Origin of the sequence: Methylocaldum sp. GT1BB (assembly GCF_051027545.1) — a bacterium.
Taxonomy (GTDB): domain Bacteria; phylum Pseudomonadota; class Gammaproteobacteria; order Methylococcales; family Methylococcaceae; genus Methylocaldum.
The window spans coordinates 2478047-2500647 of sequence record NZ_CP194902.1; the positions used below are offsets into that span (position 1 = coordinate 2478047).

The following is a 22601-nucleotide window of genomic DNA, read 5'->3' on the forward strand; positions in this document are numbered from 1 at the left end:
TTCGGAAAATCCCATGTTAGCCCCATTCCAGCAACTTGGACACGCGACCCTGGGCACGATGCAAAAGTTGGGTCGGGCCAATTTGTTCATCTGCCATGTCCTAACGGGGCTGCCTGAAATACTGAGGCGCATTCGCCTGCTGCTGGCGCAGGTTTATTCGGTGGGGGTGCTCACCATTCTGTTGGTAAGCGTTTCCGGCTTGTTTGTCGGCATGGTATTGGGGCTTCAGGGCTACAATGTACTTTCCGATTTCGGGGCGGAGCAGACCTTGGGCGTGATGGTGGCGGCCTCTTTGGTGCGGGAACTGGGGCCGGTGGTCACGGCCTTGTTGTTTGCGGGGCGAGCGGGTTCCGCTTTGACCGCGGAAATAGGCTTGATGAAGGCGACCGAACAACTTTCCGGAATGGAAATGATGGCGGTCGATCCGTTAAAACGCATTATCGCACCACGCTTTTTCGCCGGCTGTTTGTCGATGCCTCTGTTGGCCTCGCTGTTCAGCATGATCGGCGTCATGGGGGGATATTTCGTCGGCGTCGGGTTGCTCGGGGTGGACGAGGGTGCGTTCTGGTCTCAGATGAGAAGCAGAATCGATTTTTACGATGATATCGTTAATGGTCTCATCAAAAGCGCGGTATTCGGGGTCATCGTCACCTGGATTGCGGTGTTCGAAGGTTACGATGCCGTGCCCACTTCCGAAGGGGTCAGCCGGGCGACCACGCGCTCGGTCGTTTATTCGGCCTTCGCCGTGCTCGGGTGGGATTTCGTGCTGACAGCTTTAATGTTCGGGGGGGATTGATGCAGTCATCGAAAGCAATCGAGATCTGGGTTGGTTTGTTCGTTGCCGTTGGTTTGATCGCTTTGTTTTTCTTAGCTATGCAGGTCAGCAATCTCGCCGAACTGCGGAGCAACGATGACAGCTACAGGATCGTCGCGCGCTTCGAAAATATCGGCAGTCTGCGAGTTCGGGCTCCGGTATCGGTGGCCGGTGTCACGGTGGGACGGGTCAGCGCCATATCGTTCGACAATCAAACCTACGAAGCCGTGGTGGAGATGCGGATCGATCCGAAATACGACACGCTTCCGATCGACACCAGTGCCAGCATACTTACGGCCGGTCTGTTGGGCGAGCAATATATCGGTCTGTCGCCCGGCGGCGCGGAAGAGCACCTGGCCGACGGCGACGAAATCGAACTGACTCAATCGGCGATCGTGCTCGAGCAGGTCATCAGCCGTTTCCTGTTCAACAAAGCGGAAGGCGGCGGAGCGAGTGGCGGGGCTGCCACGTCCTCCGAGTAATACCGGAATTACGCGATGCTCGTTATGGCTGAATCCCCCGTCCCATTCGAATTTATCGATGAAGGTCAAGGCCGCTACAGGCTCGAGGGCGAGCTGAGCTTTTCGACCGTAGCGGATGTGCTGAAGAAGACTTTGGCCGTCTTCCGGGATGCGTCCAGGCTTTCGTTCGATTTGGGGGGGGTCTCCCGCGTCGACAGCGCCGGCGTCGCTCTTATGGTGGAGTGGATGCGGCAGGCGGCGCAAGCCCGGACAGAACTGCGTTATGTGCATCTTCCACAGCATGTCATGGCGATCGCTCGAGTCAGCGGTATCGAGCACTTGATTTCCGTCGACTCAACCGACGCGGTCGATCGATCGATCTCGGACTAGCAAAAACATATACAAACAATGGATAAGCTTCTTATTACCGGCGGCAAACCTCTTCATGGGGAGCTGCGCATTTCGGGGGCCAAGAACGCTGCATTGCCGATACTCGCGGGTGCATTGTTGTCGGAAACGCCCGTGATCATCGGCAACGTTCCGCATCTCCACGACATTACCACCACCATGGAATTGCTCGGGCGCATGGGAGTGCACCTGATGGTGGACGAAAAGCTCAATATCGAAGTGGATTCCGGACCGATCGAGAATTTTTTCGCGCCTTACGAGCTCGTGAAGACCATGCGGGCTTCCATTCTGGTCTTGGGGCCCTTGTTGGCGCGCTTCGGCCGTGCCGAGGTTTCGCTGCCCGGCGGTTGCGCCATCGGCAGCCGGCCGGTGAATCTGCACCTGCACGGTCTGGCCGCGATGGGAGCCGATATCAATGTGAAGAACGGCTATATTCACGCCAGCGCCAAGCGTCTCAAAGGTTGCCGCCTGGTTCTGGATCAGGTTACGGTTACCGGCACCGAGAATCTCATGATGGCGGCGGTGCTCGCGAAAGGGACGACCATCATCGAAAATGCCGCGCGCGAGCCCGAGGTGGTGGATTTGGCCAATTTCCTCAATCAGATGGGCGCGAAAGTTTACGGCGCGGGATCCGACATCATGGAAATCGAAGGTGTCGAATCCCTATCCGCCAACGGGCTGCACTACCGTATCCTGCCGGACCGCATCGAGACCGGCACGTATCTGGTGGCCGCCGCCATGACCGGCGGCCGGGTCAAATTGAAGAATACCCGCCCGGATTTGTTGGACGCGGTCTTGGCCAAGCTTCGCGAGGCCGGGGCGCTGATCACGTGTACCGATTCGACCATCGAACTCGACATGCAGGGCAATCGGCCGCAAGCGGTATCGCTGCGCACCGCGCCCTATCCGGCGTTTCCGACCGATATGCAGGCGCAATTCACGGCCATGAACACGGTTGCCGAGGGCGTCGGCGTGATCACCGAGACCGTGTTCGAAAATCGGTTCATGCATGTGCACGAAATGCAGCGCATGGGGGCCGACATCCAGCTGGAATCCAATACCGCCATCGTTCAGGGCAGGCCGAACCTGACGGCTGCACCGGTCATGGCCACCGATTTGAGGGCTTCGGCAAGCCTGGTGCTGGCCGGACTCGTGGCCGAAGGCCAGACCATCGTCGACCGGATTTATCATATCGATCGCGGATACGAGTGCATCGAAGAGAAGCTATCGCAGCTCGGCGCGGAGATACGCCGCATACCCAATTGAAACGCCCCGCATGCTCACTCTAGCCATATCGAAAGGACGTATCTACGAGGAGGCGCTCCCGCTGCTGGCGCAGGTCGGGATAGCTCCGACCGTGGATCCGGACAAGAGCCGTAAGCTGATCCTGCCGACCAATCGCGAGGATGTTCAGTTCCTGATTATCCGGGCTACCGACGTGCCCACCTACGTGGAATACGGAGCCGCCGATCTCGGAATCGCCGGCAAGGACGTATTGGTCGAGTACGATGCCCAAGGGCTGTACGAGCCGCTGGATCTGGGCATTGCCCGCTGCCGATTGATGACGGCGGCCATGAAGGATTCGGCGCCCGTGCCGAGAGGTCGATTGCGGGTGGCGACCAAATATGTGAAAACTACCCACCGTTATTTCGCCAGCCGCGGCATTCAGGCGGATATCATTAAGCTTTACGGTTCTATGGAACTGGCGCCTCTCGTAGGTTTGGCCCACTGCATCGTCGATCTCGTCGACACCGGAAACACGCTGAAGGCCAATGGACTCGAGCCGCGCGATCTGATCATGGACGTCAGCAGCCGGCTCATCGTCAACAAGGCCGCGATGAAGATGAAGCACCGCGAGGTCACGTCCTTCGTCGAAGAATTGAGGCAAGTCGTCAGCGAACGCAGCAAGCAAGCGGGGTAAGCACCATGTTGGATATCTCGATTACCCGTCTCGAAGCGGGGTCAGCGAATTTCGCGAAGGGTCTGGACGCGGTTTTGGCCTGGGACGAAGCCGAGGACGCGGCGATTCACGCGCGGGTGATGGACATCATCGCGCGTATCCGGAAGGAGGGCGATGCCGCGCTGATAGAACTCACCCGTCTTTATGACCGTTTCGACGCGGTGAACGCCTCGGGTCTCGAACTGTCGCGCGACGAGCTGAAAAAGGCGTGGGACGGTTTGCCCGCCGAATCGGCCGAGGCGTTGATGAAGGCCGGGGATCGCATCCGGCTGTACGCCGAGCGCCAGAAGATGGACTCCTGGCGCTATGCGGAACCCGACGGCACGGTGCTGGGACAGCAAGTGACGCCCTTGGACAAGGTCGGCGTCTATGTGCCCGGCGGAAAGGCGGCTTATCCATCGTCGGTATTGATGAACGCCATTCCGGCGAAGGTGGCCGGCGTGCCGGAGATCGTCATGGTGGTTCCGACTCCGGGCGGCGAGACCAATCCCCTGGTTCTCGCGGCCGCTTATCTTGCCGGCATAGACCGCGTATTTCGGATCGGCGGCGCGCAGGCGGTGGCGGCGCTGGCTTACGGCACCGCCACGGTGCCGCGCGTCGACAAGATCGTCGGCCCCGGCAATATCTACGTGGCTACCGCGAAAAAGCTGGTGTTCGGCCAGGTGGGCATCGACATGGTGGCGGGCCCGTCGGAAATTCTCGTCATCAGCGACGGCGGCACCGACCCGGACTGGATTGCCATGGACCTTTTTTCGCAGGCCGAGCACGACGAGGATGCCCAGGCGATACTGGTCAGTCCGAACCGCGCTCATCTGGATGCGGTGGAAGCGAGCATACGCCGTCTGTTGCCGACCATGGAGCGGGCCGAAGTCATCCGGACCTCGCTGTCCCGCCGCGGCGCTCTGATCGAAGTCCGGGATCTGGACGAGGCGGCGGAGGTGGCGAATCGCATCGCGCCCGAGCACCTTGAGCTTTCCGTGGAAGATCCGGAAAGTTTGGCTACCAAAATCCGCAATGCCGGCGCCATTTTCATGGGCCGCTATACGGCGGAAGCCTTGGGCGACTACTGCGCCGGTCCCAATCACGTGCTGCCCACCTCGGGGACCGCCAGATTTTCGTCGCCTTTGGGCGTTTACGATTTCCAAAAGCGGTCCAGCCTGATTTTCTGCTCACCGCAAGGCGCCGACCAATTGGCGAGGACCGCGTCCGTGCTGGCACGAGGCGAGGGACTGACGGCTCATGCGCGCTCCGCCGAATACCGGATCGTAGAACGCTCATGAGCGATCTCGCGAGCAAGGTCTGTTCCTTGCTGAGACCGGAAATACTGGCTTTGTCGGCCTATCACGTTCCGGATTCTTCGGGTTACGTCAAATTGGATGCCATGGAAAATCCTTATTCGTGGCCGGATGACATGGTCGAGGAATGGCTGGCCCGGCTCCGCGAAGCTCAGCCGAATCGCTATCCCGATCCCTCGTGCAACCGGCTCAAAGCCAAGTTGCGCGAAGCTTACGGGGTGCCCGAGGAAGCCGATCTCCTGATGGGGAACGGTTCCGACGAAATCATTCAGATCATTCTCATGGCACTGCAAGGACGCGACGCGACGGTTTTGGCGCCCGAGCCGACTTTCGTCATGTACCGGCAGATCGCGTCCTGCTTGGGGCTCAAGTTTGTAGGCGTACCCTTGCGGGAAGCGGACTTTGCTCTGGACATGGACGCGATGCGGGCGGCGATCGAGACGCATCGACCTGCCGTGATCTTTCTGGCCTACCCCAACAACCCGACCGGCAATTTGTTCCATACCGACGATGTCGCCGAAATCCTGCAAATAGCTCCGGGATTGGTGGTCTTGGACGAAGCCTACACGGCCTATGCGGGGCGCAGCTTCATGCCTCGACTCGCGGAATTCGATAGGCTCCTAGTCATGCGCACACTGTCCAAATTGGGGCTGGCGGGGCTGCGCTTGGGTTTCTTGGCCGGCGCCAAGGCCTGGATCGACGAATTCGACAAGATTCGGCTGCCATACAATGTCAACGTATTGACCCAAATCAGCACCGAATTCGCCATCGAGAAGCGGAGTGTGCTAGAGGCTCAGGTGGGGCTCATTTTGCAGGACCGGCAGTACTTATACGAAGAACTTGGCCGGCTTTCCGGTGTCCAGGTCTATCAGAGCGACGCTAATTTCATCTTGTTCAGGCTGTTGCGGCACGATGCCAATCAAGTGTTTCGGAAGCTGAAAGATTCGGGCGTCTTGATCAAGAATCTGCACCCTTCCGGCGGCCGGCTGGTGGGGTGTTTGCGTGTAACCATCGGAATGCCGGAGGAAAATCGCAAATTCCTTAAGGCGCTTGCGAACGTTCTGGCTTCGTAGGGCATATATCCTGTGCTATTGCTTTCTGAGCCTTTCTCAAACAAAATCCTCCCCCCTGGAGAAACGCATTGTCAACTATAACGATTCAACGATATGGAACTGGCGGGTTCCGGAATTAGAACCAAATACAATTGAAAACGATAAGACCTAGCTTAGAGGGGTACTCGGGAGATGTTGGCATGACTACTGAAGGCGTGGATATCGACAAACGCCGTTTTTTAACCCAGGCGGCGGTGGTTATCGGCGCCATAGGCACCGGCGCCGCGACGGCGCCGTTCATCTCGTCCATGAAGCCCAGCGCCAAGGCAGAAGCCTTGGGGGCTCCGGTGGAAGTCGATATCAGCAAGATCGAGCCAGGACAATTGATTCGCGTCTTGTGGCGGGGCAAGCCGGTTTGGATATTGAACAGAACTCCCAACAGCTTGGCGATCCTGCCGACGCTCGACGACCAATTGCGTGATCCCCGGTCGAAAGAGTCGGAACAGCCGAAAGCGATGACTAACGAGTTTCGGTCCATCAAGCCCGAGATTTTTGTCGCTGTCGGCATCTGCACCCACCTCGGATGTTCTCCCGTCTATCGTCCCGAAGTTGCACCCGCCGACTTGGGGCCGGACTGGAAGGGCGGATTTTTCTGCCCCTGCCACGGCTCTCGCTTTGATTTGGCGGGGCGCGTGTACAAGGCGGTTCCGGCACCGACCAATCTGGTAATTCCGCCTTATCACTTTGTAGGCGATACGCGCATCGTAATCGGTATGAGCGGCGGCGAGGAGTAGGCGAGATGGCTTCGGAAAAAGCAAAAGCTCTTTTGAATTGGTTGGACGAGCGGTTTCCGGTCACGAAGCTCTGGACAAGCCAGCTCACTGAATACTACGTTCCGAAGAATTTCAATTTCCTGTATTTCTTCGGTTCCCTGGCGATACTCGTACTCGTCAATCAGATCCTGACCGGGATTTTTCTGACGATGCACTACAAGCCCTCGGCCGAACTCGCGTTCGATTCGGTCGAATACATCATGCGCGATGTCGATTACGGCTGGCTGCTCCGGTACATGCACTCGACGGGCGCGTCGATGTTTTTCATCGTCATCTACGTTCACATGTTCCGGGCGATCTTCTACGGCTCTTTCAAGAAGCCTCGGGAACTGATCTGGCTGTTCGGCATGACGCTTTTCCTGCTCCTCATGGCGGAAGCCTTCATGGGCTATCTGCTGCCTTGGGGGCAAATGTCCTACTGGGGAGCGCAGGTCATCATCTCGCTGTTCGGTGCGATTCCGGTCATCGGCGAAGACCTCGCGATATGGGTCCGGGGCGATTACGTGGTCGCCGATGCGACCTTGAACCGGTTTTTCGCGCTCCACGTCGTCGGGATTCCCCTGGCCATCCTGATTCTGGTGGTGTTTCACCTGGTCGCCCTGCGGACCACGGGTTCCAGCAATCCAGACGGCATCGAGATCAAGAAACAGAAGGCCGAAAACGGCGTTCCGATCGACGGCATACCGTTCCATCCGTATTACACCGTCAAGGATCTGTACGCCGCGGTCATTTTCCTGATCGTCTGTTCGATCGTCATCTTCTACATGCCGGAAGTGGGCGGGTATTTCCTGGAGCATCCGAACTTCGAACCGGCAAATCCGGCGGCGACGCCCGAGCACATTCAGCCGGTATGGTACTTCACGCCGTTTTACTCGGTGTTACGCGCGATTCCGAATAAGCTGGGCGGCGTCATGGCGATGGGGGCATCGATCGTTCTGCTGTTCTTGCTGCCGTGGCTGGATCGCTCGCCGGTGAAATCGATCCGCTACCGAGGGGGGATTTTTAAAATCGCGCTGGCGTTGTTCGTGGTGAGTTTTTTCGGACTCGGCATACTCGGAACCAAGCCCGTCACGCCGACTGCAACGGCGTTTGCTCGGCTGTTCACGATCATTTATTTCGCTTTCCTGCTTTTGATGCCGTTTTATCCGAGTTTTGAAAAAACCAAACCGGTACCCGAACGCTTGGCCGAACCCGTTATTCCGCTAAGCAAGCGCGAGGGCAAGCATTGGCGGATGGTCGAACGCGGCGTGGAGGCAGTTCGGACCAGTGCGTTCTATCGGAACGTGAAAGCGCGGTTAGAGGCTGTTGGAGCCCATCCCTATTATCAAAACGTAAAAGAACGGCTATCGGCGGTAACCGGATGGCTGAAAACTTACGGAAGCAAATAAGAATGAAAACGGCATTCGGCATAGCACTGTTGTTATTTTCTTTTGCTGCGTCTGCGGTAGATCCGGTAAAGCCACTCTTGGACGCCGATGTGGATATTTTCGATACCGATTCGGTTCGGAGAGGAGCCGGTTTCTTCGCCAACTACTGCATGGGGTGCCATTCCGCGAAGCAGATTCGCTACTCGCGGATCGCCAAGGACCTGGAGCTCAGCGAGGACACCATGCGACGCGAGTTCATGTTCGGCAATGTCAAAATTCACGACTATCTCGAGACCGCGATGAGCAAGGAGGATGGGGAAAACGCCTTCGGCGTGGCGCCGCCCGATCTTTCTCTCGTCGTGCGGGCCAAGGGCGGGGATTGGGTCTATAGCTATCTCAAAGGCTTTTATACCGATCCCAAGCGGCCGTTCGGGGTAAACAATCTGGTTTCTCCGGACGTAGCGATGCCCAATGTCTTATGGGAGCTGCAAGGCACTCAAGAGCCTGTGATCAAGAAGATCAATGGCGCAGATGCGGTCATCGACGTTCGGCTGGTCAAGAAAGGCGAGATGCCGCCTAAGGAATTCGACCAAGCCCTGACGGACATCGTCAACTTTCTTGCATATGTGTCGGAGCCTTCCAAGCTTCAACGTCTTCCGCTCGGAAAATACGTCATCTTATTCCTAGTGGTGCTGGCGGTAATCATGTACCGATTGAAGAAAGAATATTGGAAGAATATTCATTGAGGTTTAATGGTAAAATGAGCGGCCGGCCGGTTGGAAACCGATGATGTTCGTAGGCGCTCGCAGCGAACGACTTTTCCCGGCGGAGGCCGGTGCGCCAACCGTTAATTTTTTCCAACCGGAACCTTTTAGTCTTTCTTGAGGTGTTCAGCGTGGCAACCACTGCCAGTCGCAAATCGGTAATGACGCTTTTTTGTTCCCCGACCTGCGCCTATAGCCACAGAACACGGATTGTTTTATTCGAAAAAGGAATTGCGGCGGATATCGAATATGTCGATGCCAATCAGCCGCCGGAAGAATTGCTTGCGCTGAATCCCCACGGGAACACCCCGACGATGGTGGACCGCGATCTGGTGCTGTACGAGTCCCGGATCATCATGGAATACTTGGACGAACGTTTTCCTCATCCGCCGTTGCACCCCATGGACCCCGTATCGAGAGCGCGGGCTCGCATGTTGGTCCATCGTATCGACCAGGATTGGTACCGATTGCTGGACGAAATCGAAAGTTCGGAGGATAAAAAGGACACCAAAGCGAAGAAACTGCTGCGGGACAGTCTTATTGCCGCGGCTCCGGCATTCGCTTCCAAGCCTTATTTTCTCAGTGACGAATTTTCTTTGGTAGACTGTACGCTCGCTCCGCTGCTTTGGCGCTTGCCCACGTTGGGCATAGATCTGCCGAAACAGGCGGAGGCGATTACGGCCTATGCTCGACACTTGTTTGAGCGCGATGCGTTTCAAGCCAGTTTAAGTGAACAAGAGCGGGATTTAACCTCTTTTGCCGAGCCGCTGAGTGCCTGATGACTTCGCTCAAGCCGTATTTGATACGAGCGATATACGACTGGATAGTCGATAACCAATTCACGCCCTATCTGCTCGTCGATGCCGAGGCGCAGGGTGTCGTCGTGCCCAGGCAGTACGTTCAAGACGGAAAGATCGTGCTGAATTTGCGGCCGCAAGCCGTGCACGGCTTGTCTCTGGGTAATCAAGAGGTCGAGTTCGGTGCCCGATTCGGCGGAACGCCGATGCAAATAACCGTCCCGATGCGCGCAGTTCTGGCTATATATGCGCAAGAAAACGGAAAAGGAATGATTTTCGACGATGAGGGAGATGACGACACGCCTCCACCCGCCGATTCCGCGCCTCAGACACCTAGCACGAAGAAAAAGCCGGTGCTCAAGGTCGTCAAGTAACTCACTTGTAGGTCGGCAATCCTTTGCCGACAAACGTGTGCGCTACGACTTGTCCGGCACGTAAAACTTCGTGACTTTGCCCGATTGACCCGCCTCCCGATCGAGGGGAATGATCTTGGCGGTCCCGCGGCGTTCCACCTGATCGATGCGAATGATTTCATGCATCGGAATGAATGAGCGCCGGACATTGGCAAATTCCGTCTTTAGCTTCTCTTCATAAGGATCTACGACCACGGATGTGGTCTCGCCGAAAATAAAATCCTCAATCACCACGAATCCGAACATCTCGCCCTGGAAAACCCGCTTGGCATACATTTCGTAAACCTGGTTCTGATTGATAAAGACGACCTTGTAAATCAGATTATCCGACATGATAGTTAGCTAGGTATTGGGGAGGTGGTTCGGGGCGGACGGGACGTGGGGCTTATTATAAGGCAATTAGCGCACTCGACGTACGTTGCTGTCAGCCTCAAGCATTTCGCGCGGCCGGCTGACTGTATGTTAGTTGCCATCGATTTCGTGGTTTCGCGAGGAGTCTTCATGGTAAGTGTGAAACGGGTCTACGAGATGCCGGCTGCTGGCGATGGAGAACGCTTCCTGGTCGAGCGGCTCTGGCCGAGAGGAATCAAAAAAGAGGCGTTGGCGATGACGGCCTGGATCAAAGAGGCGGCACCGAGCGGCGATCTGCGGCGCTGGTTCGGCCATGACCCTTCAAAATGGGACGAATTCAGGCGGCGTTATTTTACCGAACTGGACCGAAACCCCGAGGTGCTCCGGCCGCTCCTGGAGGCTGCCGCTCGCGGAAGGATCACCTTGCTCTACAGCGCTCGCGACACCGAGCACAACAGTGCGGTGGCTTTGGCGGAGTATCTTTTGAAGCGCTTATCCTCGCCTTTGGCTTAAGGTATCGTACATTGGAGCGACTGATTTATGGACCCTATCCATTTCGATTCCCGCGTTTTGTTCAGCTATGCCTTCCGCGCCTTTTTCCTGCTGGTGGGTGTTTACGCCGTTCTGGCTATCTCGGCTTGGGGGCTTCACCTTAGCGGAGTCCTGGCCTGGCCGGATGCATTGCCCGCCGCGGTTCGGCACGGGCATGAAATGATCTTCGGGTTCGCCGGAGCAGCGATTGCGGGGTTTTTATTGACGGCCGTCGCTACCTGGACCGGCCGGCCTCCGGTTGCGGGAACGCCACTGATGATACTGTGTGTGCTTTGGGGCGCGGCCCGGATAGGCGCTTTCCTTCCAAGTCTTTTCGGCAGCAGTTTATGGGCTTCGGCCAGTGTCCTGTTTTGGGGAGGAATGCTGGCGCTCGTTTCCCGCGAGGTCATCGCGGTCCGGAATACCCGAAACTATAAAGTGCTGGGTTTGCTATTTGCATTTCTCGCAACCGAGGCATATTTCTTCTTCGTGGCATCCGGCGATGTGGCGGGACAGGAGGCCGCATTGCGCATCGGGTTATGTCTCGTGATCGGCATGATCCTGCTGATCGGCGGCCGGATCATTCCCAGCTTCACTCAGAACTGGCTGCGTCTGAATCGTCCTCAGCTCGGGACAAGTTTGCCTCCCTTCGACCGATTCGAGGGCACCACCGTCGCGGTAAGCCTGTTGTTTGCCCTAGGCTTCGTTTTTTGGCCCCACTCGGCGGAAATCGGCTCACTGGGCGTCATTGCGTCCGTATTCCAGTTCATCCGCCTCGCTCGATGGCGCGGTTGGCTGGCCTATCCGGAACCGCTGCTCTGGATTCTGCACGTCGGCTATGCCTGGATACCCATCGGGCTGGCCTTGCTCGGAACGAGTCTGCTGTTCGATCATCCGGGACTTTGGGATAGCGGTCTGCATGCGCTCGGCTACGGGGCTATCGGCACGATGATTCTGGGTGTCGCGGCTCGAGTCGCGCTCGGCCACACCGGACGGCCATTGCGAGCCTTTCCTTCGATGACCGCCGCTTTCGCAATGATGACCCTCGGAACCGTTTTCCGGCTTTTCGCGCAACCGGATGGTCTACCCATGTTAGCCGCGATAGGGTTCTGGGTCGCGGCCTATCTGCTGTTTCTGGTGCGCTACCTCCCCATCTTGCTCGCACCGCGCCTCACGTCTTAAGGAAGCTCTGAACAAGTGGATTCCGTTCATGCCCCTTCGACAGGCTCAGGAGAGCGTTCGACAAGCCTGTCCTGAGCCGAGTCGAAGGGCTCACCACGAACGGAATCAATACATTACCGTTCGTCCTGAGCCTGTCGAAGGACTTGATCAGAGCTTCCTTAACGGTCTCGACTGGGATGTTGGTATTTCCCTGGTGAAGTTTCAATCCACTCCCGGCTATTAAGCCGGGAGATACTCTGGATCAAATCATGAAAACCGCGACCTAATAAAGTTTCAATCCACTCCCGGCTATTAAGCCGGGAGATACGCGCGCTTCTGCCCATAAAATTAAATGGGCAATCATGTTTCAATCCACTCCCGGCTATTAAGCCGGGAGATACACGATTTCATGACGCATTACGTGACGGCGAATTGGTTTCAATCCACTCCCGGCTATTAAGCCGGGAGATACGATAGCGCTGTAATGCAGAAGGAACTAGCCGAGAAGTTTCAATCCACTCCCGGCTATTAAGCCGGGAGATACTACGACAGGAAGTTCACTACGCTCGGTCTTTTATTGTTTCAATCCACTCCCGGCTATTAAGCCGGGAGATACATGTAAAGCTTTTTTGCATAAGATTTTCACGTCCTGTTTCAATCCACTCCCGGCTATTAAGCCGGGAGATACGACAAAATAGCGCCGCGTAAATCTGACGAATGATCGGTTTCAATCCACTCCCGGCTATTAAGCCGGGAGATACGCAAGATTATTCCACATATAAATCGTTTGCGGATGTTTCAATCCACTCCCGGCTATTAAGCCGGGAGATACATTTTTAATTGGTGGGTGGTTCATTTTAAGCTCGAAGTTTCAATCCACTCCCGGCTATTAAGCCGGGAGATACGCACCGCCCCCTGTGCGGTCATCGAGATCACTCGGGTTTCAATCCACTCCCGGCTATTAAGCCGGGAGATACAAGAGGGCAAAGGATTGCCCTTTACCGGAGTAAAGTTTCAATCCACTCCCGGCTATTAAGCCGGGAGATACTGCCCCAGGTCATCGTCCATGGGTCGTGAATCATGGTTTCAATCCACTCCCGGCTATTAAGCCGGGAGATACGCGGGATGAGAGTCTTTAGGTTAGACCGATATGTGTTTCAATCCACTCCCGGCTATTAAGCCGGGAGATACATTACAAATGGTGCCGTTACTGGTAGGTGTACTCATGTTTCAATCCACTCCCGGCTATTAAGCCGGGAGATACGCTCGGATTGGCGCGGCCGGGGTACGGTCCTTATACCGTTTCAATCCACTCCCGGCTATTAAGCCGGGAGATACCGTTAAAGCGTCAAGCGCTGTTAATTCGTAATGCGTTTCAATCCACTCCCGGCTATTAAGCCGGGAGATACCTTTTAATTGGTGGGTGGTTCATTTTAAGCTCGAAGTTTCAATCCACTCCCGGCTATTAAGCCGGGAGATACGTTATTCCCTGAGACCATAAAAGCCTATAACAATGTTTCAATCGACTCCCGGCTATTAAGCCGGGAGATACTCAAAAGCCTATACATGGTCATGCGTGAAATGTCTGTTTCAATCCACTCCCGGCTATTAAGCCGGGAGATACGTGGTGCGTTTAACATATTGTCGTTTTGATACTATTTGTTTCAATCCACTCCCGGCTATTAAGCCGGGAGATACATTGGGGTATTCACCGGCATGAGCATGGGGATATGGTTTCAATCCACTCCCGGCTATTAAGCCGGGAGATACACATGGATCAGTGTGGTAACAGCGGGGCCGTGGAAGTTTCAATTCACTCCCGGCTATTAAGCCGGGAGATACTTCCTCGTTGCTGCCATATTTTTCATCCGTGTTGTTTCAATCCACTCCCGGCTATTAAGCCGGGAGATACGCGCCTGCTTCGAGAGCGAGCCGGGATCGGACGATGTTTCAATCCACTCCCGGCTATTAAGCCGGGAGATACGCCGGTGGTTTAGGGAGCACACAAAAGGGGTGAAGTTTCAATCCACTCCCGGCTATTAAGCCGGGAGATACGTTTCCGGCCTGAGCCGCATAGCCGCCATAAAATGTTTCAATCCACTCCCGGCTATTAAGCCGGGAGATACCTCGCGCTTCAAGCTCGCGAGGCGATAGTTTTCTGTAGTTTCAATCCACTCCCGGCTATTAAGCCGGGAGATACTCGAGGATGGAGTTATACAAACAAGCATATCCAGTTTCAATCCACTCCCGGCTATTAAGCCGGGAGATACAACAGCCTGGCGGCGTTCACGATCAACCGGGATGCGTTTCAATCCACTCCCGGCTATTAAGCCGGGAGATACTACACCGGCCCCGCCCACATCAATATAGGCACCTGGTTTCAATCCACTCCCGGCTATTAAGCCGGGAGATACCCTTAACCGTTCCGGTGATGCTACTAAGCTCGTGAAGTTTCAATCCACTCCCGGCTATTAAGCCGGGAGATACTTCTTGCGACATACTCACGCCGCTAGGCATGGTTGTTTCAATCCACTCCCGGCTATTAAGCCGGGAGATACATCCGATGCAATCGCCGTATTTGCCTGTCGTGAATAGTTTCAATCCACTCCCGGCTATTAAGCCGGGAGATACCGGAATCGGCTACATGATTGATAGCGCGGTTAACGTTTCAATCCACTCCCGGCTATTAAGCCGGGAGATACGAATTAAAGGCTCATGGTGCCGATACGATGACTACAAGTTTCAATCCACTCCCGGCTATTAAGCCGGGAGATACCCTACAGGAAATTGCTAATAGCTACTTCAAAGACGTTTCAATCCACTCCCGGCTATTAAGCCGGGAGATACTGGAAACTGGGTCGAATATCAAAAACTGAAAGAAGTTTCAATCCACTCCCGGCTATTAAGCCGGGAGATACCGATCATCACGCCGACATGCAGCCGTCCCGAGTGAGTTTCAATCCACTCCCGGCTATTAAGCCGGGAGATACATAGCGCTGTAATGCAAAAGGAACTGGCCGAGAAGTTTCAATCCACTCCCGGCTATTAAGCCGGGAGATACCGTTGATTGCTATGTCTCCGTCGTCGTTCCGATTGTTTCAATCCACTCCCGGCTATTAAGCCGGGAGATACTCCCGTGCAATTTGTTCTTTCATCGAATCTTCGTAGTTTCAATCCACTCCCGGCTATTAAGCCGGGAGATACTTGTCTGACACATTGAGCAGTAAAACGATTACAGCTAAGGTTTCAATCCACTCCCGGCTATTAAGCCGGGAGATACACATTCAACGATTTGTTGCGTACTGTTACGCTGCAAGTTTCAATCCACTCCCGGCTATTAAGCCGGGAGATACCACATCGCATCGGTGTAGCGCTCAACGCCACGAGGGTTTCAATCCACTCCCGGCTATTAAGCCGGGAGATACGTGGGTGAATAACTACCGGGGCGGGTATGGGATATGTTTCAATCCACTCCCGGCTATTAAGCCGGGAGATACTCGGATTTGTGATACCCGCCCATGACGCGATCAAGTTTCAATCCACTCCCGGCTATTAAGCCGGGAGATACCAAAGCATAAGCGGCTGAAAGCGAAGGCCAATAAATGTTTCAATCCACTCCCGGCTATTAAGCCGGGAGATACACTGCGCACCTGGCGGGAGAAGTGCACGGTCGACGAGTTTCAATCCACTCCCGGCTATTAAGCCGGGAGATACATAAGGCATTCAACTGGATTGAGGGTTAAACCGCGTTTCAATCCACTCCCGGCTATTAAGCCGGGAGATACGCGGCGTTGCCTATCTCAAGCAACAGGCGCAAGAAGTTTCAATCCACTCCCGGCTATTAAGCCGGGAGATACTGACACGGTTTATCTGTACTCAGAACACTATCGAGGTTTCAATCCACTCCCGGCTATTAAGCCGGGAGATACCGATTGCGGCCATTACGCCCAATACCGATACGCAGGTTTCAATCCACTCCCGGCTATTAAGCCGGGAGATACTCACGCCTCGTTTCGCCATTACTTACCTGCTTTTAGTTTCAATCCACTCCCGGCTATTAAGCCGGGAGATACGGCACGACTGGAACTTATGCTGCGTGCGGAGGCGGTTTCAATCCACTCCCGGCTATTAAGCCGGGAGATACCGTATACCGAGATTGCGCCCGTTACGCCCGCGATGTTTCAATCCACTCCCGGCTATTAAGCCGGGAGATACTTAGAAAATACATGGATTTAACTCCGTGGTTGAGAGTTTCAATCCACTCCCGGCTATTAAGCCGGGAGATACACTCGATTTCGGTAGCAGTGATGGCCATTTATTGGTTTCAATCCACTCCCGGCTATTAAGCCGGGAGATACGGCTGGAGCATTTGGGCAATGTCGGCTATCTCGCGTTTCAATCCACTCCCGGCTATTAAGCCGGGAGATACTAAGGAAATGTGTGTATAACTAATGCTCACTGTAAGTTTCAATCCACTCCCGGCTATTAAGCCGGGAGATACTTCCGCAAATTCCAGCGGAGATCAATCGAATCGGAGTTTCAATCCACTCCCGGCTATTAAGCCGGGAGATACTATTTCGGACAGGTTTTTTGCCAGAACCCATTGAGTTTCAATCCACTCCCGGCTATTAAGCCGGGAGATACGCTAAATCCTCAGCCGTTGAACCGTCCAAAACCTTGCTGTTTCAATCCACTCCCGGCTATTAAGCCGGGAGATACAGCCTTTCGGCAAAGCAAGAATAAATCAGGAAAAAACGGCAGGAAAGCGCGAACGGGAGGACCGGGAGTGTCAAAGCCGGAAGAAATTTTGAATTCTTGGCAACGAAAGGGAATAAAGTCATAAGTTTATGGTCTGCGCGAATGTCCCGGCATTTTGCCATTGCTTCCAGTTCGCGCATCGGCAGAGCACTCATACGATCAAGGTATCCGTAAAGTCGACCGCCTTGAACTTGCCGAATTCCATGACGTTTTTTTCAAGCGGCTCTACGATGCGGTAAATCCGCAAGCTGTCTTCCTCTTCATTGATGATGTCCAGCAGGTCGTTCTTCAAGATTTCCAGTTGCATCGGCTCGACCTTGCACTCGAACACCGATTTTTGCACACGCTGACCGTAGTTGAGGCAGACCTTGGCGACTCGCCGGAGCCGTCGGCGGCCTTCCGAGGTTTCGGTCGAGACGTCGTAACTGACCAGAAGCAACATGTTTACCTCAGCGGTTCAGGAAGGGAACGTAGTGCGGGATATCGCCGCGTAGATAGCGGGCCAACAGCCTCGCCTGCAATTGCGCCAAGAGACCGATGGATACCTCGGCATCCAGCACCGGATGCTTCAAGGTTTCCTGCTTGCGGGTTTGATACGCGGCGATCACGGTCTTCCGGCCGCTGTCGTTGAGCAGCACCGCACCGCCTTCCCGTTCGTCGAAATCCTTGGGTTGAATCTGGCCGCGATTGATCAGGGTCAGCGCGAGCCGATCGCACAGGGGCGCGCGGAATTCCTCCAACAAATCGAGCGCCAGTGCCGGACGCCCCGGCCGAACCGCGTGAAGGAATCCCAGTTGCGGATCGAGCCCGACCGTTTCCAGCGCCGATCGGCAGTCGGCCAGCTTCAAGGCGTAGAGAAACGAGATCAGAGCATTGAAGCGGTCTCGCGGCGGGCGGCGGTTTCGGGTCGAGAAAGGAAAAGCTTCGCGGGCCGACGGCTTCATCAGATAGGGCAGGGCATCGAAGTAAATGCGCGCGGAATCGCCTTCGAGCCCCCGCAACGTGTCGAGATTGTCCGCTTGGGGGATCTTGCGGATCTGATTGGCGATGAGACGCGCCGCCTGAACCAGTGCGTCCCGCTCCGGCGGGCTGTCGGTTTCCCGTGCACCCCGCATGAGCACCTGGCGGCTGTTGCGCAGCTTGCCGGCGACGGTGGCGCGGGCGATTGCCAGCGTTTGCGACTCGTCGTCGGCCGCCCGATACTGGGCCTGGCGCAGCAGCACGTTGCCGTTGACCGGGCCTTCGAGCCGTGCCTTGAAGCGTCCCGACCGGTCCAGCCAAACGATGGAGCGGCCATCCTCCGCGCAGCGCCCCAGCAGTGCCGGGCTCAGCATTACATGATCGAACAGCACGAAGGCTCCCAAATGATGCAGCGGTACCTGTAGCCGTTTTTCCTCTTCGATCATCACACACACGGTTTCGCCTTCGAGGCGCAAGTATGCATCCGGCGTGGTGATGTAAAGGGTGTTGAGAAGAACGGTCATACGGCGTCCTCTTCAGGCTGGAACAGACCGGCTGCCAATTTCGATACATGGGCAACCGCCCGCAGAAGCTCCGGTTCGCATATCGTCTTGAGAGAGCATTCCCCGCAACGCCGTGAGTCCTCGATAGGAGGTGGGCTGACGCCTGCGGCAAGCATCGAGCGAATTGCTGAGGCCGTCTCTTTCACCAGCGAGCGAAGGGAATCGTCGATAATCACTTCGCGCCGTCGTCGCGATTTTTGGTGAAAGATCGCTCCCTTGGGCGCGAGTTTGCCGGTTATTTCTTCCACGCACATGGCTTGAGCTGCGAGCTGCAGGTCATCGTTTAGCCAGCGCCGTTTGGGACCGTGCTTGTATTCCACGGGATAAATCGTTCCGTCATCTCGAAACTCCAGTACGTCGCATTTCCCGGTCAGCCCCAAGCGATCCGACCAAACGGGTACCGCATACTCGACCCGGACATCGGCTTTGTGTTCATAGCCGGCGTTATCGACCCGTTCGTGTTCCCGCGATCCGCTCACGGTATGCACGTTGTCCGTGAACTCGCCCTCACCGTGAATGAGGAAGCAGCGCCGCGCGCAATAGGCGTATTGGTTGAGAGCGGAGAGGGGGATGAGATCAGGTGGTTTTGTGTCGGTCATTGCTTGACCAACGCCCCGCGTTCAGCGTCCCACATCCAGAGTTCTACACCGGCGGGGATCCTATCTGCGCGGACATTGATTTCGTAATCGTTGAAGCGACGGGGCGATGCCGTCTCAAGTTGTTTCTTCAGCCAAATCTCGATTACTTTGCCTTCCTCCGGGGTCCTGCCAATATCCAGCAGCTTGTGAGCGGGAGCGCAACCGAGCATCGCTTGGCGTTTGCGCTGTTCCAGATTCGAATCGGTGCCGACATGCTTGAACACGTAAAGGCCGCGACACGACATAAAACCCTTGCTGGCGGAACGGTCATGGTCGTACATATTGGCGAGCGCCTCCCAAAACAAGGCCAAATCGTCGTCGCCGAAGCCTGTATCTTGGGCTAGATTGGCGCTGATGAAACCCTTGGCAGCATAGAGACCATAGGGAATCAGGTTTTTGCGGCCCATGGTGCGGAGTTTGTCTTCGGGCTGTTCTTCCTCCCACTGCTGAAATTCCGCCGACGTTTTTGCGCCTTTGACGTCCTCGGCAACGGCCATGCGCGTAATGGAAATATCCAGCGGCAGGACCGGGTCGAGCGATCGGGCGAAAGTGAATTGGACCGGGCCGCGTACCTGACCAGCGTTAGTGCCGGTGCTCATTACGGCGCCGAATGTGCGTACGTCGAAAAAGCTTTGGCACATCCATTTCCTAGCTTCGCCGACCTTTTTCTTGGACGCTCCTTTTTCCGGGATACCCCCGGTTTCTTCATGCGCCTTAAGTATCGGCCGGTTCATATTGGTGGCATGCTCCACCAGAATGGCGTTGGGCATCTGGTTATTTCGCGCTATCTGTACATAGTTCCGCACCCGCCGTTTCAAAGCGACATCCGAAACCAGTCCTCGCATATCTTCGGGATCGATCCTGGGCGCATTGCCCGCATCCGGGTCGCCGTTGGGGTTGCCGTTTTCGCAGTCGAACAGAAACAGGAATTCGTAACGGTTTACGATAGCCATAGTCCGTGATCCTTGTCGTTGTTGTTAGTCTTGTGATTCGGGTGAAGTGCTTTGATCAGTCTCTATGCCTGAATTTCTATTGCCATTGCCTTTGCCGGCATTCAATGCGGCGAGCTGCTGGTAATAACCGAGGGCGAACAGGCTTTGATTTTCCAAGGTCAAGGTGCCTGGAATTTGGTCGCGAATCCGGCTCATTACGTCGGCGATCTGGTTTTCGTACCACCACGCCAAGCCTCCCTCCAGCTTGCTTAAATGATTTTTGGCGTTCGCGGCCAATCGTCCCAATACCAGTCCCGGCGTTTGGCTGGCGGCCGTGTAGTAGCGTTGCACGACACCGGCGCCGACATCGCCCAGAGCGGCTCGTTGCAGTCTAGCGAAGACGGCCAGCAAACGGCCGCAGTGATAGGCGGAGTTTGGATGTTCCGGATTCAAATATGCGCTCATGGCTCGATCTCCTTGTCGGATGTGAAAGGCTTTCAAGAGACCCATGCGGGGATGGGATGCGAGGTTGTGGTTGATGACGTCGATGCGGGCGCGCAGAACCGCTTGCGCCAAAGCGAAGGTTGGAATCGGCGCGCCGGTTATCGCCGCTCGCCAAAGCTGTTGGAGCCAGGGCGAAGGTAAATCCTTGAGATCGCGGACCAAGCTTCCGGCTACAGCGAGAAACTTGGGCGATTTGGCCACGCTTTTGCCATCGCGGGTAACGATGGCCAAGTCATCGAACCAATTACCAACACACTCAGTAAGCTCCTCGAAACAGCCCTGCATTACGTCCCGCACCATGACTCTGCCGGCTTGGCCGGATAGCATCAGGGCGACATAACGATTGTTGGCAAGGTCGGGGCGCTTGCCCTCGCGGATGGCTTCTAGCAGATCGCGGGCCAGGGCTTCGGCGCCTGCGGCGGTCAGTTCCGGTGCTTCGGTTATCCAGCTGAGCGGATTCTCTTCATCAGGTAGTTCGGGAGTCTCGGTGTACCAATAGACGGCAAGAGTGTTGGCGAGTTTGACGCTCTTTTTGGCGATGAGCTGTTTGAGGGTTTCCGTGTAGGCCGTTGCGATTTCCTCGGACATGGCGGCGTTGGCCGATTGATCCAGTCCGTAGGATTGAAATGCGGCTTTGTCGAAACCCACCAGGACGTCACCGGCAGGGAGACCCCCTACGCTTGCCAAGCCGCTGATTTTGGGATGAGTAGGGGCTGGCTCGATCAGTTCCCCGGTAACGAGACAGCGCATCGGCGATGCTTTTCTACCTTTTGCGGTTCGTAGGCCCGAGCGGAATGTCCGCCACCAGTTCCGCCATTCGTCTCGTTCTAAGGGAGTGATGGAGTCGATACGCAGCGTTGCGGTTTCGGTGAACTTGGCTTTAGCTCCGCGCAGTTCTTCCCGAATTGCTGCCAGCGCCTCGGGATTTTCTAGAAGGCTCGCCGCAACAGTCAAATACGGCGCATGCTCCGCGGCCTGCTTAAGTAGATGAATGAAATACGCGTGCTTTGCTTCGAACTTGGCTTTCTCTTTTTCGTCGGCTTTCGGATCAAGATACAGAGCGACAGTAGGGAGTCCTTCGATCAGGAAATGACTGCGTACCTCACCGCCGCCGACCAATTCGGGTTGGGTCAGATTCGGGCAGGAAGAAAATGTACGGCCTCTGCCTTCGCCTAAAGAGACCAGCCCGGTAAATTGCCCTTCGCTCGTGCAGGTAATCAGCCATTTGACGGTCTTTTCGGAAAAGCCTGGCTCGGAGTTACCGGCTTGCTTAAGAACCGAATCAAGCATGTCCGGCTTCCTCGTTCTTACGGACTTCGGAACTGTTATAGGGCGGAATTTCGATCACTCCGCGTGACATTCGAGCGTGGAATACGCTGATGGAGGGTTTTCCGAAAGAATCGTTGGCAAGATTCAAGTCGAATACGTCATACAGCATCCAACCCAAATCCAAATCGAGGCCGATTGCTGGTTTCCGCGGAGAGGTCTCGTCGACGGGTTCGAAATAAGCCGGGAATTCGCGGCAGCCGAAATAGGGCTGGTAAAAGCATTTGCCGGTTCGTGCACGGCGGGCGAATTGTTCGTCGAGTTCGCGAATGTCGTGGGTTTCGTGTCGTAACCGAATATGGGCGTGAATCCGGTAGCGCACGTCTTGAAGCGCCATGGTTTGCCTTTGTGTGCGCCCTTTCTGATCGGTGCCGAGGGAGTCCCGATCGCCGTCCGCCCACAATGGTTCGGGTTCCTCTCTTCGTTCCATCCATGCCCACAGCGTGCGTTCGCTGGGAGCTTTGTCTTTTACTTCATTGCGGCGCAGAGCGACGTATTTCGGAAATGCCAAAACTTCTACCCGCTCTATTTGCCAGTAGAACCCGTAACTCCGTTTGAAATAAATCGCGTCGAAGATGCCGCGGGCGGCGGACGGCGTAATGACGGGGTAACTGAAGCGCTCGACCTTCATTTCCGGCCTGGTGAAGCAAGCGAAATCGCCCCACACTTCCAAGCAGTGCGTTTGTCCACGCATGAGTAATCCCCCCTTTGTC

Annotated in this window: 21 protein-coding genes and 1 CRISPR repeat array; of the genes, 14 read left to right on the top strand and 7 right to left on the bottom strand. The window is 55.7% G+C overall.

From position 1 onward, the window contains the following. Positions 1-13: 13 nt before the first annotated feature. The 12 genes from mlaE to ACR2TX_RS12545 all read left to right on the top strand — a co-directional run bounded on the left by mlaE (position 14) and on the right by ACR2TX_RS12545 (position 10125). Positions 14-796, top strand: coding sequence for a lipid asymmetry maintenance ABC transporter permease subunit MlaE (gene mlaE, locus ACR2TX_RS12490; RefSeq protein WP_077728094.1), 783 nt, complete (start codon positions 14-16; stop codon positions 794-796). Then, entirely contained in the window at positions 796-1296 is a 501-nt protein-coding gene (mlaD, locus tag ACR2TX_RS12495) for an outer membrane lipid asymmetry maintenance protein MlaD (RefSeq protein ID WP_077728095.1), read from the top strand. Before mlaE ends, mlaD begins: the two co-directional genes overlap by 1 nt. 24 nt (positions 1297-1320) lie before the next feature. After that, positions 1321-1665, top strand: coding sequence for an STAS domain-containing protein (locus tag ACR2TX_RS12500; protein ID WP_166642485.1), 345 nt, complete (start codon positions 1321-1323; stop codon positions 1663-1665). A gap of 18 nt (positions 1666-1683) precedes the next feature. After that, the gene (gene murA, locus ACR2TX_RS12505) at positions 1684-2949 is read left to right on the top strand and encodes a UDP-N-acetylglucosamine 1-carboxyvinyltransferase (RefSeq protein ID WP_077728097.1); all 1266 of its coding nucleotides are present in this window, start codon (positions 1684-1686) and stop codon (positions 2947-2949) included. Positions 2950-2959: 10 nt separating this feature from the next. Then, positions 2960-3604: an ATP phosphoribosyltransferase gene (hisG, locus tag ACR2TX_RS12510; RefSeq protein WP_156879546.1), complete on the top strand. Its 645-nt coding sequence runs from the start codon at positions 2960-2962 to the stop codon at positions 3602-3604. A gap of 5 nt (positions 3605-3609) precedes the next feature. After that, positions 3610-4923, top strand: coding sequence for a histidinol dehydrogenase (hisD, locus tag ACR2TX_RS12515; protein WP_434111864.1), 1314 nt, complete (start codon positions 3610-3612; stop codon positions 4921-4923). Continuing rightward, positions 4920-6011: a histidinol-phosphate transaminase gene (gene hisC, locus ACR2TX_RS12520; RefSeq protein ID WP_156879547.1), complete on the top strand. Its 1092-nt coding sequence runs from the start codon at positions 4920-4922 to the stop codon at positions 6009-6011. Before hisD ends, hisC begins: the two co-directional genes overlap by 4 nt. A gap of 179 nt (positions 6012-6190) precedes the next feature. Then, positions 6191-6784 (top strand): ubiquinol-cytochrome c reductase iron-sulfur subunit, encoded by a 594-nt coding sequence (petA, locus tag ACR2TX_RS12525; protein ID WP_077728101.1) that lies wholly within the window; start codon positions 6191-6193, stop codon positions 6782-6784. Positions 6785-6789: 5 nt separating this feature from the next. Continuing rightward, positions 6790-8211, top strand: coding sequence for a cytochrome b (locus tag ACR2TX_RS12530; RefSeq protein ID WP_077728102.1), 1422 nt, complete (start codon positions 6790-6792; stop codon positions 8209-8211). A 2-nt stretch (positions 8212-8213) separates the two neighbouring features. Further along, the gene (locus tag ACR2TX_RS12535; protein WP_077728103.1) at positions 8214-8936 is read left to right on the top strand and encodes a cytochrome c1; all 723 of its coding nucleotides are present in this window, start codon (positions 8214-8216) and stop codon (positions 8934-8936) included. 149 nt (positions 8937-9085) lie between these two features. Then, positions 9086-9733 carry a glutathione S-transferase N-terminal domain-containing protein gene (locus tag ACR2TX_RS12540; RefSeq protein WP_077728135.1) on the top strand — a complete coding sequence of 216 codons (648 nt, stop codon included), beginning with the start codon at positions 9086-9088 and terminating at the stop codon, positions 9731-9733. Beyond that, positions 9733-10125, top strand: a complete 393-nt coding sequence (locus ACR2TX_RS12545; RefSeq protein ID WP_077728104.1) for a ClpXP protease specificity-enhancing factor — start codon at positions 9733-9735, stop codon at positions 10123-10125. Before ACR2TX_RS12540 ends, ACR2TX_RS12545 begins: the two co-directional genes overlap by 1 nt. A gap of 42 nt (positions 10126-10167) precedes the next feature. On the opposite strand, the gene ACR2TX_RS12550 is transcribed toward ACR2TX_RS12545, so the two are convergent. Continuing rightward, positions 10168-10497 (bottom strand): DUF1820 family protein, encoded by a 330-nt coding sequence (locus ACR2TX_RS12550; protein ID WP_077728105.1) that lies wholly within the window; start codon positions 10495-10497, stop codon positions 10168-10170. A gap of 168 nt (positions 10498-10665) precedes the next feature. Between ACR2TX_RS12550 and ACR2TX_RS12555 the strand changes: the two genes are divergently transcribed. Next, positions 10666-11028 carry a DUF488 domain-containing protein gene (locus ACR2TX_RS12555; RefSeq protein ID WP_077728136.1) on the top strand — a complete coding sequence of 121 codons (363 nt, stop codon included), beginning with the start codon at positions 10666-10668 and terminating at the stop codon, positions 11026-11028. A gap of 27 nt (positions 11029-11055) precedes the next feature. Next, positions 11056-12228: an NnrS family protein gene (locus ACR2TX_RS12560; protein ID WP_077728106.1), complete on the top strand. Its 1173-nt coding sequence runs from the start codon at positions 11056-11058 to the stop codon at positions 12226-12228. A gap of 198 nt (positions 12229-12426) precedes the next feature. Next, positions 12427-16926: direct repeats of the CRISPR family, unit length 37 nt; unit sequence GTTTCAATCCACTCCCGGCTATTAAGCCGGGAGATAC. 190 nt (positions 16927-17116) lie between these two features. On the opposite strand, the gene cas2 is transcribed toward ACR2TX_RS12560, so the two are convergent. From cas2 to cas5c, 6 genes are read right to left on the bottom strand one after another with little or no spacing between them, the layout of a single operon-like run. Beyond that, positions 17117-17407 carry a CRISPR-associated endonuclease Cas2 gene (gene cas2 / locus ACR2TX_RS12565; RefSeq protein ID WP_077731135.1) on the bottom strand — a complete coding sequence of 97 codons (291 nt, stop codon included), beginning with the start codon at positions 17405-17407 and terminating at the stop codon, positions 17117-17119. A 7-nt stretch (positions 17408-17414) separates the two neighbouring features. Continuing rightward, the gene (cas1c, locus tag ACR2TX_RS12570; protein ID WP_077731136.1) at positions 17415-18449 is read right to left on the bottom strand and encodes a type I-C CRISPR-associated endonuclease Cas1c; all 1035 of its coding nucleotides are present in this window, start codon (positions 18447-18449) and stop codon (positions 17415-17417) included. Then, on the bottom strand, positions 18446-19087 hold the full coding sequence (cas4, locus tag ACR2TX_RS12575; protein WP_077731137.1) for a CRISPR-associated protein Cas4: 642 nt from the start codon (positions 19085-19087) through the stop codon (positions 18446-18448). The genes cas1c and cas4 overlap by 4 nt, the downstream gene beginning before the upstream one ends. Further along, complete coding sequence (gene cas7c / locus ACR2TX_RS12580) at positions 19084-20079, bottom strand: type I-C CRISPR-associated protein Cas7/Csd2 (RefSeq protein WP_077731138.1); 996 nt, start codon at positions 20077-20079, stop codon at positions 19084-19086. The genes cas4 and cas7c overlap by 4 nt, the downstream gene beginning before the upstream one ends. 24 nt (positions 20080-20103) lie before the next feature. Next, a complete protein-coding gene (gene cas8c / locus ACR2TX_RS12585) occupies positions 20104-21852 on the bottom strand; it encodes a type I-C CRISPR-associated protein Cas8c/Csd1 (protein WP_434132298.1) in 1749 nt (582 codons plus the stop codon). Continuing rightward, entirely contained in the window at positions 21845-22582 is a 738-nt protein-coding gene (gene cas5c, locus ACR2TX_RS12590) for a type I-C CRISPR-associated protein Cas5c (RefSeq protein ID WP_077731140.1), read from the bottom strand. The genes cas8c and cas5c overlap by 8 nt, the downstream gene beginning before the upstream one ends. Between the last annotated feature and the right edge of the window lie 19 nt (positions 22583-22601).